At 61.1% G+C, this 12,428-nt stretch carries 11 protein-coding genes; 7 read left to right on the top strand and 4 right to left on the bottom strand.

Going from position 1 to position 12,428, the window contains the following annotated elements; translation table 11 throughout:
- The first annotated feature begins 106 nt into the window (after nt 1–106).
- The 4 genes from kdpC to WB650_RS23220 are packed head-to-tail and all read left to right on the top strand — an operon-like array spanning nt 107 to nt 5,009.
- Nucleotides 107–730, top strand: coding sequence for a potassium-transporting ATPase subunit KdpC (kdpC, locus tag WB650_RS23235; protein ID WP_422300829.1), 624 nt, complete (start codon nt 107–109; stop codon nt 728–730).
- Nucleotides 731–1,891: a universal stress protein gene (locus WB650_RS23230; protein WP_422300828.1), complete on the top strand. Its 1,161-nt coding sequence runs from the start codon at nt 731–733 to the stop codon at nt 1,889–1,891. It abuts the gene before it with no gap.
- Entirely contained in the window at nt 1,888–3,678 is a 1,791-nt protein-coding gene (locus WB650_RS23225) for an ATP-binding protein (protein ID WP_422300827.1), read from the top strand. Before WB650_RS23230 ends, WB650_RS23225 begins: the two co-directional genes overlap by 4 nt.
- Nucleotides 3,678–5,009 carry a sigma-54-dependent transcriptional regulator gene (locus WB650_RS23220; RefSeq protein WP_422300826.1) on the top strand — a complete coding sequence of 444 codons (1,332 nt, stop codon included), beginning with the start codon at nt 3,678–3,680 and terminating at the stop codon, nt 5,007–5,009. The genes WB650_RS23225 and WB650_RS23220 overlap by 1 nt, the downstream gene beginning before the upstream one ends.
- 21 nt (nt 5,010–5,030) lie before the next feature.
- On the opposite strand, the gene WB650_RS23215 is transcribed toward WB650_RS23220, so the two are convergent.
- Nucleotides 5,031–5,630 (bottom strand): mismatch-specific DNA-glycosylase, encoded by a 600-nt coding sequence (locus WB650_RS23215; protein ID WP_423962222.1) that lies wholly within the window; start codon nt 5,628–5,630, stop codon nt 5,031–5,033.
- Between the two features lie 5 nt (nt 5,631–5,635).
- On the opposite strand from WB650_RS23215, the gene WB650_RS23210 reads away from it, so the two are divergent.
- The 3 genes from WB650_RS23210 to WB650_RS23200 all read left to right on the top strand — a co-directional run bounded on the left by WB650_RS23210 (nt 5,636) and on the right by WB650_RS23200 (nt 7,759).
- On the top strand, nt 5,636–6,493 hold the full coding sequence (locus WB650_RS23210; RefSeq protein ID WP_422300824.1) for a CmcJ/NvfI family oxidoreductase: 858 nt from the start codon (nt 5,636–5,638) through the stop codon (nt 6,491–6,493).
- Nucleotides 6,494–6,515: 22 nt separating this feature from the next.
- Entirely contained in the window at nt 6,516–7,457 is a 942-nt protein-coding gene (locus WB650_RS23205) for an aldo/keto reductase (RefSeq protein ID WP_422300823.1), read from the top strand.
- A 122-nt stretch (nt 7,458–7,579) separates the two neighbouring features.
- Nucleotides 7,580–7,759 (top strand): hypothetical protein, encoded by a 180-nt coding sequence (locus tag WB650_RS23200; protein ID WP_423962220.1) that lies wholly within the window; start codon nt 7,580–7,582, stop codon nt 7,757–7,759.
- A gap of 18 nt (nt 7,760–7,777) precedes the next feature.
- On the opposite strand, the gene WB650_RS23195 is transcribed toward WB650_RS23200, so the two are convergent.
- The 3 genes from WB650_RS23195 to WB650_RS23185 are packed head-to-tail and all read right to left on the bottom strand — an operon-like array spanning nt 7,778 to nt 12,383.
- The gene (locus WB650_RS23195; RefSeq protein WP_422300595.1) at nt 7,778–10,159 is read right to left on the bottom strand and encodes an AsmA family protein; all 2,382 of its coding nucleotides are present in this window, start codon (nt 10,157–10,159) and stop codon (nt 7,778–7,780) included.
- Nucleotides 10,160–10,180: 21 nt separating this feature from the next.
- The gene (locus WB650_RS23190; RefSeq protein WP_422300594.1) at nt 10,181–10,954 is read right to left on the bottom strand and encodes a hypothetical protein; all 774 of its coding nucleotides are present in this window, start codon (nt 10,952–10,954) and stop codon (nt 10,181–10,183) included.
- 13 nt (nt 10,955–10,967) lie between these two features.
- Nucleotides 10,968–12,383 carry a M20 family metallopeptidase gene (locus tag WB650_RS23185; RefSeq protein ID WP_422300593.1) on the bottom strand — a complete coding sequence of 472 codons (1,416 nt, stop codon included), beginning with the start codon at nt 12,381–12,383 and terminating at the stop codon, nt 10,968–10,970.
- Between the last annotated feature and the right edge of the window lie 45 nt (nt 12,384–12,428).

The following is a 12,428-nucleotide window of genomic DNA, read 5'->3' as shown; positions in this document are numbered from 1 at the left end:
CGCAATCTTTTTATCTACGGCTTCGGCGGCGTGATTATTCCGTTCATCGGCATCAAGGCTATCGACATCATGATCGCCGCACTGCATCTCGCGTGAGGTATTTTCAGTGAAAACGTTCACCACTGCTCTCATAGCGACCGCGGTGCTCACCGTGCTGACTGGTATCGTTTATCCGATTGCGGTTTGGGGCATCGCTCAGGTGATTTTTCCGAGCCAGGCGGGCGGCAGCATCGTTGTTGCGGGCAACAAGGTCGTCGGCTCGAGCCTTATCGGGCAGAATTTTTCGTCGCCCCGTTATTTCCAGAGCCGGCCTTCAGCCGCGGGTGACAAGGGCTATGCGGCCGACAACTCCGGCGGCTCCAATCTTGGACCCACCAACAAGGCGCTGATCGACGCGGTCAAGTTGCGGCTCAAGAATATTGTCGAGAGCAATCCGGGCACCGACGCGCACCAGGTTCCAATTGACCTGGTGACAGCTTCAGGCAGCGGGCTGGATCCCGAGATAAGTCCGGCGGCGGCGGACCTGCAGATTGCACGTGTTGCTCATGCGCGCGGTCTGAGCGAAGATCAGGTGCGGCAGTTGATCGCAGAAAACACGCGGCCGCGATCGGCGGGAATCTTCGGCGAGCCTGGGGTAAACGTCCTGCTGCTGAACCTGGCGCTCGATCGCACCACGGGGAGTCATGGCGATCGCGCCGCGGGAAGTCGCGGTGGAACGCCAGGGACTTGAATGAGCGATGACAAACGACTCGAGCCCGAAGCTTTTCTCGATCTCGTGCCCCAGACTCAACGGGGACGACTCAAAGTTTATATCGGCGCCGCCGCGGGCGTAGGCAAGTCATATCGAATGCTCGAGGAGGCGCATCAACTCCGCGATCGGGGAGTGGATGTCGTGCTGGGCTTCATCGAGACGCATGGTCGCCGTGAGACCGAGGAGCGGATAGGCAACCTCGAGCTCGTTCCGCGGCGCAAGATCCAGTACCGCGAAGTTGAGATCGAAGAGATGGACGTCGACGCGATCATCGCGCGCAAGCCCGACGTGGTAGTGGTCGACGAACTCGCGCATACCAACGCGCCCGGCTCGCACCATCCTAAGCGCTACCAGGACGTCGAGGAGATAGTCGGCACCGGCATCAACGTGATCACCGCCATCAATATCCAGCACGTCGAGAGTCTGAACGCGTTGATGAAGCGCGTCACCGGCATCGACGTTCGCGAGACAGTGCCCGATTCGTTCCTGGCGCGCGCTGATCAAATCGTCAATATCGACGTGCCGGTCGAAGCCCTGCGCGAGCGGTTGCGCGAAGGAAAGATTTACCCGCCGAATCAGGTTGAAAACGCGCTTAAAAATTTTTTCAAGCCGAGCAACCTCGCGTCGCTGCGCGAACTGGCGCTGCGTGAGGTCGCACGCAGCCTGGATCGGCAGCGCCTCGACCGCGAATCGATCAAGCGCGAAGGCGGTCATCGCGCGAACGTGGTCGATCGCATCATGGTCGGAGTTTCGTCCAACGCCGCCGACACCGGGCAACTGCTGCGCAAGGCTTCGCGCATCGCGGGACAGCTCAACGCCGAATGGTATGCGGTACATATCGAGACGCCCTCCGAATCGGTGAAAAATATCGGCACCAGCGATTTCGTCGCGCTGCTCGACAACATCAATGTGGCCAGCGATCTCGGCGCCGAAACCGTGTGGCTCAAATCCGACGACGTGGTCAAAGCGTTGATCGATTTCGCGCACGATAAAGGCGTGTCGAAGGTGATCGTCGGACGGACTCATCAGCCGCGATGGCGCCGACTGCTCAAGGGCGATGTGGTGGCGCGGCTGGTTGCGGACGCAACCGACCTCGACGTGGAAATCGTCGCGACCGACGAACGGGAGGACTCGCGATGAGCGCTCCGTCGCTGCAGCGGCGAATCCGCAACGGCACTCTGCTGATGCTGGCGTTGGTGGTTCTGCTGGGACTCTACACGTTGCCGCGGGTGTACCGGCTGGGCGGCGCAATCAGGCAGACGCTCTATAAGAACTACGTCAGCATCGAAGCCGCCCAGAACATGCACGCGGCGCTCAACACTCTCCAGGTGGCTGAGCACGATGGCAAGGCCAAGGACGTTCTGCCCAGCGCGCGGCACGATTTTTTGCAATGGCTCGACGTCGAAAATCACGACTTCACTGAAGTTGGCGAACCCGAACTCGCCGCCGATATCACTCGGCGCGCCAACAAACTGTTTGCCGACGTAGGTGCGGCGCCGTCCGGCGTCAATCACGATCGCGAATTCGCCGAATTGCACGGGCGGCTTGACGATCTGATCGCGATGAACAAAGCCGCGATGTTCCGCGCGGACAGCCGGTCGGTGCAGCTGGGCAAGCATCTCGCATACGAATTCGCCGGCGGCCTGGTGCTGGTGTTGCTGGTCGGCGCTGCCGTCTCGTGGGGATTGGCATGGCGGCTCTCAAAGCCGCTGACCGAGCTCACCGAGCGGCTGCGCGGAATCAGTCAGCGCAAGTCGCAGGTACGCCTCGGTCCCCAGCCGCTCGCCGAGCTCGAAGCGGTCGCGCGCGAATTCAACCAGATGGCCGAGCGGCTGGAGCAGTACGACAAGCTCAACGTCGAGCGCCTGGTTTACGAAAAGAGCAAGACCGAGGCAATCATCGAGAGCCTCGAAGACGGCGTCGTGCTAATAGACAGCGACGGAATAGTCGCGCACATAAATGAGATCGCGTCGCTGATCCTTGGCGTCGATCTGCAGGACGCGCTCGGCAGTCCATTCGACGATCTCAGCAGCAACCATCCTCACTACCTGCGCGTTCGCGATGCGTTGCGCACACTGCAGCGGGCCGGGCCCGATGGCCATCGCACTGAAATCGATCTTCACGTTCGCGGCCGCGATCATTCTTACGTGCTGAAGCCGGTCCCGCTTCATCATACGGTCGGCAAGTCGCTCGGCACGCTGCTGATTCTGCAGGACGTGACGTACATCCGCGATCAGGATCGCGCGCGCACCAACCTGGTCGCAACGCTGTCGCACGAGCTCAGGACGCCGCTCACTTCTCTCGCGTTGTCGGCGGAACTGCTGAGCCGCGAGAATGCACCGGAGCAGAACCTGAAGAGCGGCGAACTGCTGCAGGTGATCCTCGAAGAGTGCTCGCGGATGCGTCAGCTCACCGATAATTTACTCAACCTCGCGCGCGGCGAGATTCCCGCAATTGCAGTCCAGCAGAAGCGTCTCGATCTTGCCCGGCTCGCTTCCGACGTGACCAAGCGCTTCGCGATACAGGCGCGCGAGAAACACGTCGAGCTCGAGGAGCACATCGGCTCGGTGCCCGAGATTATCGGCGACCCGATCAAGCTGTCGTGGGTGATTTCAAATCTGCTCGGCAACGCGCTGCGCTACACTCCGGCCGGCGGGAAGATCAGCGTCTCGGCGCGCGGCACCGAGCATACTACGCGGCTGGAAGTCACAGACTCGGGGCCCGGGATTCCGGGCGACGTGAAGGATTATATTTTCGAGCGCTTCGTGCAGTATGGTTCCGAGGGTTTCGAAAAAGGTTCGGCCGGATTGGGCCTGTCGATCGTCAAGGATATCGTCGAGGCGCATGGCGGCAGGATTTTCGTCGAGAGCGCCAACTCTCACGGCTCCCGATTCATCGTCGAGATTCCCGCCGCGCAGGAGATTTGATGGCCAAGCTGCTCATTGTCGATGACGAGCGCAACATCCGCCGCAGTCTCACGACGTTCTTCGAGTCGCTCGGGCACGTGGTTCGCGCCGCAGAGAATGGCGCGCAGGCCGTCGCGCTGCTGTCCGAGATGCAGTTCGATCTGGTGCTGACTGACTACAAGATGGCCGAGATGAGCGGCCTCGAACTGCTGCTCGAGATCAAGCGGCGCGCGCCCGAGAGCCTGGTAATCCTGATGACGGCCTACGCGACGGTTGAAAATGCGGTCGAGGCGATGAAGTCCGGCGCCTACGACTACGTCACCAAGCCGTTCTCGCTCGAGCAGATTCAGCACACTGTCGATCGCGCTCTGCACGTCGGATCGCTGACCGCCGAAAATCGAGCCCTGCGCAGTGCGATCGACGAGGAGCCGCTGCTCGATTCGAAAAGTCCCGCAATGCAACGTTTGCTCGAAACTGCGCGCCAGGCCGCCGCCAGCGACGCGACTATCCTGCTCACCGGAGAGAGCGGCACCGGCAAGAACGTTATCGCGCGGCAGATCCATCGATGGAGCCGGCGCCAGAGCAAGCCGTTCGTCGTCGTCAATTGCACCACGCTTTCTGAAGAACTGCTCGAGAGCGAGCTGTTCGGGCACATGCGCGGCGCTTTCACCGGCGCGGTAAAGGACAAGCCTGGCCGTCTCGAAGCCGCTAACGGCGGCAGCGTTTTCCTCGACGAGATCGCCGACCTGACGCCGACGCTCCAGACCAAGTTCCTGCGTTTCCTGCAGGAGCAGAACTTCGAGCGCGTCGGCGGCGAGCGCACGATCCACGTCGATGCGCGAATCATCGCAGCGTCCAATCGCGACCTCGACTCCGAAGTCGCGGCGCATCATTTTCGCGAGGATCTCTACTACCGCCTCAACGTCATCACGTTGCGCGTCCCTCCGTTGCGCGAACGGCGCGAGGATGTTCTGCCACTTGCACAATGGCTGCTGAACATCGCCGCCGTGCGCAATTCGCATCCCGGCCTGGCATTTTCATCGGGCGCGACCGCGGCGCTAACGCGTTATCGATGGCCAGGAAACGTGCGTGAGCTTCGCAACGCGATCGAACGCGGCACCGTCCTGATGCGCGGCGAAACGATCGCGCCCGACGACCTGCCCGATTCGCTTTTCCACGACTCGACCGAAGCCCTGGCCGGCATTCCAAACGCGGCCAGCCTCGATGAAGTCGAGCGCGAGCACATCGCCCGCGTCCTCGGCGCCAGCGCGACGCTGGAAGAAGCCGCCGATACTTTGGGCATCAACGTAACAACCCTATGGCGCAAACGCCGCCGCTACGGAATCGAATAGTAATTCGCAATAGCTGGTCGTTCAGTCCAACGCCGCAAACTCCCGCAACCGCTCGAACCAAATCAATTTATCCTTGAACCCCGGATAGCTCGCATTCAGCCCACTCGGATTCGGCAGCACAAATACCCGCGCGCTGAATATCTGCTCCTTCTTCGGACCCGCACCCTGGCCCTGCGCGACGCCGAAAAATCGGCGATAGATACTCACTCCCACAAACGCAACGACACGCGGCCGCAGTCGCCGAATCTTTCGCGCGAGGACTTCTCGTCCCGCGATCATCTCAGCAGTGCTCAACTCAGCCGCCGACCGCGTCGCCCGCGAGCAGAGATTCGTCAGCGCCAAATCAAATTCCACGAGACGTGCATCGTCTTCGCACGTGAGCATCTCAGGCACGAGGCGCGCAGCAAATAACAGTCGCCAGAACGGATTGCCGGGGCTCGCAAAATGATGTCCCATCTGCTCGGAACGAAGACTTGGATTGATCCCAACGAACAGAATTCGCGGCCGCGGTTTCAGTATGTCGCGCAGCTTCGGCATCGGCCGAATATTGGCATCTTCATCGGATTCGCGCTTGACCCGCCGCGCGCGCTGCCATAGCAAAGGAGAAGGTTCCAGGAGCACTCGCTATGACAACAACGCACGCCGAGCTTGCAACGCCTACCAGTCCCGATCACGTCGACGGGGTGCTCAACTATCTCGCCGACAAAGATCAGCATCCGGTGAGCTACAACTTCAAACCGCCGCCGGGCGTCCCTGCGCGGACCGGAACCTACGCCAAGTTCATGGTGCCGATTCACAGTGCTCGTGCGATTATGGGCGAGCTATCTCTCGACCGCCAAGGCTTTGCAGTCACGTGTCAGAATTCCTCGGTCGCGAATTTTTACGACGCCGATGAGGTGCGCCGCGTTTATTATCCTGAAGTCGAGTGGCTGGTCCGGGAGTTTACCGGTGCGGTCAAAGTGCATGTGTTCGACCATAACGTTCGATCGCGACCGATGGCGAAACGCCGCGAGAACGGCGCGCAAGAGCCGGTCAAAGTCGCGCACAATGACTACACGCTCAAGTCAGGACCGCAGCGCGTGCGCGATCTCCTGCCGGATGAAGCGGAAGCGCTGCTCAAGAATCGGTTCGCGGTAATCAACGTATGGCGGCCGATTCGCGGACCCGTGCAGGAATCACCGCTCGCAGTGTGCGACGCTCAAAGCATGGTGCAGGACGATTTCGTCAAGCACGTGCTCAAGTATCCCGATCGCGACGGCGAGGTATACTCAGTCGCGTACAACCCGAACCATCGATGGTTCTACGTTCCGAATCAGCAAAAGGAAGAAATACTATTGCTCAAGTGCTACGACTCCGACGGGCGCCGCACGCGATTCACCGCGCACTCCGCGTTCGAGGATCCCTCGAGCCCGCCTGACGCTGCGCCGCGTGAAAGCGTCGAGGTGCGGACTCTCGTCTTTTTTCCGCCTGACATCGCGGCCTGAACCGACACGCAAAGGATCGATCATGGAATATCGCAATCTGGGTAAGTCGGGACTCAAGGTCTCGGCCGTCGGCCTCGGATGCAACAACTTCGGCATGCGGACGGACGCGGAACAGACTCGCGCCGTGGTGGATCGAGCGTTGGACGAAGGCGTCACGCTGTTCGACACGGCGGACATCTACGGCAATCGCGGTGGCTCCGAAGAGCAACTGGGCAAGGCGCTGGGCAGTCGCCGTCGCGAGGCAATCGTCGCGACCAAGTTTGGAATGGCGATGGGCGACGGTCCTTACAAGAAGGGTGGGTCGTATCGGTACGTGATTTCGGCGGCGGAGGCGAGCCTCAAACGACTGGGTACTGACTATATCGACCTGTACCAGATCCATCAGCCCGATCCCGAAACGCCTCAGCATGAAACTCTCGAAGCGCTCAACGATCTCGTTCGCGCCGGCAAAGTCCGCTACATCGGACATAGTAACTTCGCCGCGTGGCAAACTGTCGACGCGCACTGGATATCGAAGAGCCGTGGACTTGCGTCGTACATCTCCGCGCAGAATCAGTACAACCTGCTCGATCGCCGCATCGAGCGCGAACTAATCCCCGCATGTCGCGAGTTCGGAGTAGGCATCCTGCCTTACTTTCCACTAGCTAGCGGATTTCTCACCGGGAAATACAAACGCGGCGCCGAACCGCCAAAAGGCACCCGGCTTTCTATGATTCAGCGGATTGCGCAGCAGACGCTCACCGACGAAAATTTTGCGACGCTCGAAAAGCTCGAAAAGTTCGCGCGCGATCGCGAGCACACCATGCTCGAGCTGGCCGTCGGATGGCTCGCGTCGCAACCGCAAGTCTCCAGCGTTATCGCCGGCGCAACCAGCCCCGACCAGGTCACCCAGAATGTAGAAGCCGGCAACTGGAAGGTATCTCCCGATGAGCTGGCCGAAGTGGACAAGCTCACCCGCCGGTAGTCTAACCGCAGAACGCTTTTCGTCTATCCTTCGCCCTGTTCGATTCATTTGAACCGCCCGTTCAGGGCATTTTAACGCCTTGTCAGTGAGGACGCTTCAGTTGTCCTCGGGAGGCGAAGGAAATGACTTCAGTACTCACTGAAAAACAAATGGCCTCGATTCGCGGCTTCGAAAAACCGCAGATCGAAACGGAGGGACTCGCGATGAGCCAGCAGTGCTTTCTGTCCGAACTTCCGGGTGTCGTCTTCGGTATCGTGACGGTGATCTGGATCGTCGGGACGCTGGGGCTGCTCAATCGCTAACCCGCGAGAGCATCCGGCTCAAGGCAGGAATTTCTTGAGAGCGTTAATCGGATTCGGAATCGACGGGATTGCCGATCCGGCTGACGGCGCGCCGACGACCGAGCCTACCGCGTTCACGCCGCCGCGGATTATATTGCCAGGCGTGTTGATCGCGCCCATCGCCACGCGCTCCGCCAGCGTTGGCACGTCGGGCAGCACGTGCACGCCCGGCAGTTTTCCGCTGACTGTGACGGGAATCGCGACCTGCAGCCCGAGCGTGAGCCGGATGTCGCCGCTCATGTCCATGTTCTTGTCCATGTCGAACCATCCGTCGCCCGTAATCGCATAGTCGGGCGATTGCGCGAAAAGGTCGTGCGTCGTGAAACGCGGGCCCACTTGTTGGAAGCTCATGCTGGCCGACTGCAGCTCGGTGTTTGGATCGACCAATAACCCGTGATGACTCGACATGAACGCCACGTTCACGATCTGGCTGACGCCCGGCGCCGCCGCCACCGCGTTGAGCGCGTCGGCCACGATATTGACGCCCATCAGCTTGCCGTCCGCGATTGCCAGTCGCCCGCTCCCTCGGATAGTCGGCCGGATTCGATCCCAACTGGTGCCGCTGCCCGATGCCGCCACATTGCCGGTCAGAAATCCGCGCACTCTGCCGGCCGCGTCGATATTCTGCGATCGCAGCGCTTGTTCCATATTCAGATTTCTCATCGAGAGCGTGACGTTGAACGTCGGAACGTCGCCAAGAACCGCATCAGCATCCGCCGTCAGCGAGCCCTCGAACATTCCGACGTTCAGCGGACGCGCCGACGCGCGCCCGTTAAAATAGGCCGCCGTCAGATCGAGATTGTTGTACGAAACATTTTCGAGCGAGCCGTCCGTCGATTGGATCGTTGCGCTGATTCGCGGCGACGCCAACTCTCCGTCCGCGGTGCCTTTCACCGCCAGCCCGTTGATCACGTCACTCGGCGGACGACTGGCGAATATCTGCCCGAGTTTCACCGAGTCGGCCTTCAGCGCATAGCTCGCATTGAGCGGACTCAACGATTCGACTCGTGCTTGAACATTCGCGTGCGCTGATCCGAATGTGAAGGCGGTCGGTTCGACCGTTTCGACCCCATTGGCGAAATGAATCGTGCCATTGAGATCGGTGATTCCACTTTGCCACGACGCTCCGGGCTTCAGCGCGACTTGTTTTAGCGTCACCGATCCATCGATAGCCGGCGCGTTCTCGCCAAGCTTGACGGTGCCGTGGAGCTCGCTCATGCCCGCGAGGCCGTACGCGGCCGCCGCAGTTATCATCGAGCTTAGATTGGCGAGGTTGAAGCTGTTCGAATCGATTTGAGCACTGAGCGGTTGCGTGCCGCCGCCTGCAAATCGGCTCGCCGTCAGTTCGAGATCCGAGAGCTTCAAACTCGCGCTTGCCAAATCGAGATGGTCGGCCCAGGTGCCGTTCGCGTTCACTGTCATCGCGGTCCCGGCGGGTTTGTTGAAAATCGTTGCGTACGCGACCCGGGCGCCGGTCAGGTCAGTGCCGAACGCAATGGCGAGCTTGCCGACCGAACCGCGCGCGGTACCGCCGACGGATATGGGGTCGGGAATCGAAAGTCCGGCCGGTATATGCGATCCGACTTCCGTCAGCGGCCTGACACTTTCGAGCAGGATCGAATCGATCTTCAAATTCAGATCGACAGGAATTCCGGACGGGTCCATCACGCCTTGATTGAGCAGCGGCCCGACCTTCCCCGACGCCTCGACGTTCTGATCGTCGTCCGGAAAAGCGAATTTCGTTTCGACGTCGAAGGCCGACGCGGCGTTGAAGTTGGTCACGTCGAAATCCAGGTGACGGACGTGAATCGGCGTCGCCTTTTCGCCGAGGTCGTTGAAATAGATTCGGCCGTCCTCGACGCTGAGCGCCTTGATCGACAAGTCGGCCAGCGACGATCGCTTGTGCGCGTGCGGGTTCGGCGTATGCGCCGCTTTTCTGCGCGCATCCTCAGGGCTCGACCCGATTGTACTCACGTTCAGATCGCCGTCCGCATTCATCACGATCCGGATATCGGGTTTGATCAGTTCGAGTCTCGTGACCTTCGCCTCGCCGCGAAGCAGCGGGAAAAATTCGACGTCCACCGACACGTCGTTGGCAGCGAGAAACGGCTTTTCAGAGAATGCCGGATCGTCCGCAATCGCGAGTCCGCTCACTTCGACCGACACGCCCCATCCCATCTGCGCCTGTATCTTCCCGACCTTGACCGGCCGTCCAAGCGCGTCGCTCACGCGTGCGAGTATTCGCTTCTCGTTGTGCGCAACGATCGAGCTCAAATTGAAGAACGCATAAGCGGTAAGCGCGACGGCGATCAGCGCCACCGCGCCAACTACGATGCTGGATATGAGCAGTATCCTGCGCACACCGCGAGACTAGCCATTTGGCTAGACTAAGTAGAACCGCGTGCCGCAGATCGTCAGTTGGTCGCCGGATATTTTGCAACCGCGGCGCTCGGCGGCGGAATTCAGCTTCGCGCGATCCGCGACGACCATGTCGATGCCCGACAAGCCTTCGCCGCGCCCGTCGGTCGCCTCGACGAAGCGGACGCTTGCGTTGTCCAGCGGCATCTCGAGGCGTCCACGCGCGTCCTTGCGAACCGGCACGCCCGCGATTTTACTCCATCTCTCTGCCAGGCCCGCGGGATCGGGCGATTGCAGCTCGACCGCGGAGTACGCGCTGACGACTTCTGTTCGTTTCGCTTTCCGCCATCCGCTTCCGCCCGCCGGCTCCCAGTTGCCCTCGGGCTCGCCTTTCGCATCCCAATCGATCTCGAAGAATGAGCCGCCCGTGTCGGCGGGATGCAGCTGCATCACATGATAGCCGTCGCTCTCGCGCTCCCACGCGGTCCGAATGCCCATCGCCGTGGCGCGCTCGCGGCGCTCGAGCTGCACGGCGTGACTCTCGCATTGACAGATGACCATGTAGCCGCCGTCACCGCCGCGCCGCTTGAGATAACGGCCGCCGGCAGTGCCGTCCTTGATAGATGCGACCACCTCGATAAAGTTGTTGCCGACCGGCAGCAGCGAATTTTCCAGCCCGAACACTTTAACTCCCGGATCGATGTAACAGACCTCGAGCCCGAACACGCCTTTCAGATCATCGATCACGGGCGCGAGCTTGTTGGCGACCAGCGCAATCTGGCGAAGTCGAATCGACATGACGTCCTCCTTCTCAACTGTTAGTGCGCGTGAAGTGATCGGCGATCACTTTCGCCACGCAGCATGTCACTTTTTTGGCAGTGGGGATGTGAAGAAACTCGTTGGGGCCGTGCGCGTTGGCGTGAGGCCCGAGCACGCCCGTGATCAGAAATTGCGATTGCGGAAAACGCTCGCCGAGCATACCCATGAACGGAATCGTGCCGCCCTCGCCCATGTAGGCCGTCGGTTTGCCGAAGTAATCATTCGAGGCGGCGTCGAGACTGCGCTCGAGCCACGGCGAAAGTTCCGGCGCGTCCCATCCGCTGGCGCCCCAGTTGGATTGGAACGTCACCTTGCATCCGTACGGCGGATCTTTCTCCAAAATACCTTTCAGCTTTTGCGACGCGAGTTTTGCATCGACCGTCGGCGGCAATCTGAGCGACAAGCTAAGCGCCGTGCCCGGGCGCAGCACATTGCCGGCATTACCGGTCGGCGGGAGGCCGTCGGCGCCGATGACCGACAGCGCGGGACGCCACGCGCGGTTGAGGATCAGCTCGGTTGGATCATTGCTCACGGGACGCGCGTGTTCGACGAATGGGAACTTGGTGCTGATATCGTCGCCTAGTACCTTCGCGGTCGCGGCCGCTTGCTTGAGGCGCGCGTCGGGAATCTTCGCGTAGAATTCATCCCCGAGCACTTTGCCTGTCCCCTCGTCCTCGATGCGGCTCAACAACTGGCGCACGATGCGGAAGCTGTCGGGCACGACGCCGCCGGCGTCGCCCGAGTGCACGCCCTCTGTGAGCACATCGATCTGCAATCGCCCGCCGACCAGCCCGCGCAGCGAGGTCGTCAGCCAGAGTTGGTCGTAGTTGCCGCATCCCGAGTCCAGCGCGATGCACAGGCTCGGCTGCCCGATGCGCGGCGCGAGGTGAGCTATATAGTGAGGGAGATCGAAGCTGCCACTTTCCTCGCACGCCTCGATAATCACGACGCATCGCGCGTGCTTGACCGAGCTCGCCTGCAGCGCGCCGATCGCGCCGAGGCACGCGAACATCGCGTAGCCGTCGTCGGCGCTGCCGCGGCCGTACAAACGATCGCCCTCGCGCACGGGATTCCACGGGCCGAGACCCTCGCGCCATCCCGACATCTCGGGCTGCTTGTCCATGTGGCCGTACAGCAGCACGCAATCTTTCGAATCGCCGGGGATTTCCATGAACAGCAGCGGGGTGCGTCCTTCGAGGCGCACGACCTCGAGCTTCATCCCGCGGATCGGCTGGCGGCGCGCCCAATCCTCGAAGCGCGCGACGACGCGGTCCATGTGGCCGTGCGCTTTCCAGTCGTGGTCGAACGCGACCGACTTGTTGGGGATGCGGATGTACTCGACCAGTTCGGCGACGATTGATTCGTCCCACAGCCGCTCGACGTGATTTCGGATCGCTGACTTGTCCATGATGCGAGCCTAATCGAGATGAGTGGCGATAGGCAAAATGTCGAT

The sequence above is a fragment of the Binatus sp. (SeqCode) genome (genome assembly GCF_049584895.1).
Classification (GTDB): domain Bacteria; phylum Desulfobacterota; class Binatia; order Binatales; family Binataceae; genus Binatus.
Note: the sequence above shows the minus strand (reverse complement) of the source record. Positions and strands in the feature narration are given on the sequence as shown.

What these genes read in the sequence shown, in the direction of transcription:
- WB650_RS23230 (WP_422300828.1), top strand. Translation starts at nt 731, where the DNA reads ATGAGCGATGACAAACGACTCGAGCCCGAAGCTTTTCTCGATCTCGTG.
- WB650_RS23225 (WP_422300827.1), top strand. Translation starts at nt 1,888, where the DNA reads ATGAGCGCTCCGTCGCTGCAGCGGCGAATCCGCAACGGCACTCTGCTG.
- WB650_RS23190 (WP_422300594.1), bottom strand. Translation starts at nt 10,954, where the DNA reads ATGTCGATTCGACTTCGCCAGATTGCGCTGGTCGCCAACAAGCTCGCG.
- WB650_RS23210 (WP_422300824.1), top strand. Translation starts at nt 5,636, where the DNA reads ATGACAACAACGCACGCCGAGCTTGCAACGCCTACCAGTCCCGATCAC.
- WB650_RS23185 (WP_422300593.1), bottom strand. Translation starts at nt 12,383, where the DNA reads ATGGACAAGTCAGCGATCCGAAATCACGTCGAGCGGCTGTGGGACGAA.
- WB650_RS23200 (WP_423962220.1), top strand. Translation starts at nt 7,580, where the DNA reads ATGACTTCAGTACTCACTGAAAAACAAATGGCCTCGATTCGCGGCTTC.
- WB650_RS23205 (WP_422300823.1), top strand. Translation starts at nt 6,516, where the DNA reads ATGGAATATCGCAATCTGGGTAAGTCGGGACTCAAGGTCTCGGCCGTC.
- WB650_RS23220 (WP_422300826.1), top strand. Translation starts at nt 3,678, where the DNA reads ATGGCCAAGCTGCTCATTGTCGATGACGAGCGCAACATCCGCCGCAGT.